The organism is Nocardiopsis synnemataformans (assembly GCF_965343085.1).
Classification (GTDB): Bacteria; Actinomycetota; Actinomycetes; order Streptosporangiales; family Streptosporangiaceae; genus Nocardiopsis; species Nocardiopsis alborubida.
The window spans coordinates 1-1624 of sequence record NZ_CBDRFA010000167.1 but is presented as its reverse complement, the minus strand read 5'-3'; the positions used below and the strand labels follow the sequence as shown (position 1 = coordinate 1624).

Genomic DNA, 1624 nt, shown 5'->3' with positions numbered 1-1624 from the left:
TCCCCAAAGCCAGCATCGCCGCCCTGGGCCGCGCCTCCGAGGTCTACGCCGCCCTGGACCAACGCCTGGGCGTCCTGGACGACCTCTTCGACCTCAGCCGCGTCCACGCCCGACGCAGCTTCGACGGCCGCACCGCCGACCACTACGAACGCTCCCTGGACCAGTTCACCACCGGCGACAACGACTACGTCGGCTCCGCCCGCGCCAACTCCACCACCATGTCCACCGAACTCTTCAAGGCCCGCGCCAACGTCGAGTACATGCACATGATGGTCATCGGCCAGTTCATCCAACTACTCGCCGAGATCGCCTGGGCCATCGCCACCGCCAAGTTCACCTTCGGCGCCTCCTTGAAATGGATCCCCATCTTCAAGGCCATCCGCAGCCTGGCCATGCGCCGCATCCTGACCTGGCTGTTGATCACCGTGCCCGGCCACCAGATCATCAGCCAGATCTTCGCCAGCATGGACAGCATCATCCAACGCATCCAGATCGGACGCGGCACCCGCCACCACAAAGACCCCAACCTCACCCGCAGCGCCCACATCGGCGCCACCATCGAAGGCGCCCTGTCCGCCGTCTTCTCCGCAGGCATCGACGGCCTCTTCAGCAAACAACTCACCAACCTGTTCAAAGACGGCCTCGACAACCTCAACCTCCTGCCCGACCCACCACCCCTCATCCGCACCGGAGGCGACGGACCCGGCAGCGGCCCACCCGGGCCCCCCATCCGCGACACCCCCGACGGCCCCCCACCCGGACCACCCCCCGCAGGCGGACCCGACGGACCACCCGGACGCGTCAACGACACCCCACCCCCGGGCAACCCCAACCGCGACACCGACACTCCCCCACCCCCCGCAGGCGGACCCGACGGGCCGCCCGCCGGACCGGTCAAGGACGACCCACCCGCCACCAACCCCGACCGGGGCCCGGACTCCCCCGCACCCAAAACCACCCCCGAGACCACACCCACCCCCCAGGACGGGCCACTGCCCCCGCCCTCGCTGAACAAGGACCTGGCCGAGGTCTTCAGCCGCCACAACGACGAGTTCCTGGCCCCCTACAACCCCGCCAGCCCCATCGGCGCGGGCGCCTTCGACAACGCCGCCAAAGCCGCCGCCGCACGCAACGACTTCGCCGACCTCTTCGCCCGCAACTTCGGCGACCACCTCGGCGAGACCGCCGCACGCGATTTGGGACGCGACTACGCCGACACCCTCGCCACCAACTGGAACAACCCCGCCCTGGGACAACACCTACGCGACACCATCGGCGACCGCCTGCCCCCACACATGCGCGACCACCTCGCCGACGTCCCCGTCAACCTGCAAAAACCCCTCAACGACTACTTCTCCACCACCGGCGCCTACGCCCAACAAACCGGTGCCAGCATCGGCTCCGGAGCGCTGGAGGGCTACCTCGGCGAGGGCCTGGGCAGCATGGCCGACGGACGCGGCTGGGAAGCCTCCGTCTGGTCCGCCACCTCAGGCGCCTCCCAAGCGGGCATCCAACAGGGCGCCACCGACGGCATCCTCAACGGCATCGACCTGTTCAGCGACAAGAACACACCCGACACCACAGCCCCACCACCCCAAACCCAAACCGAAACCAACAACACAGA

Annotated in this window: 1 pseudogene; it reads left to right on the top strand. The window is 68.5% G+C overall.

The features are described 5' to 3' along the window. Positions 1-1624: pseudogene (locus tag ACSIH6_RS39270) on the top strand (hypothetical protein); the annotation flags it as partial.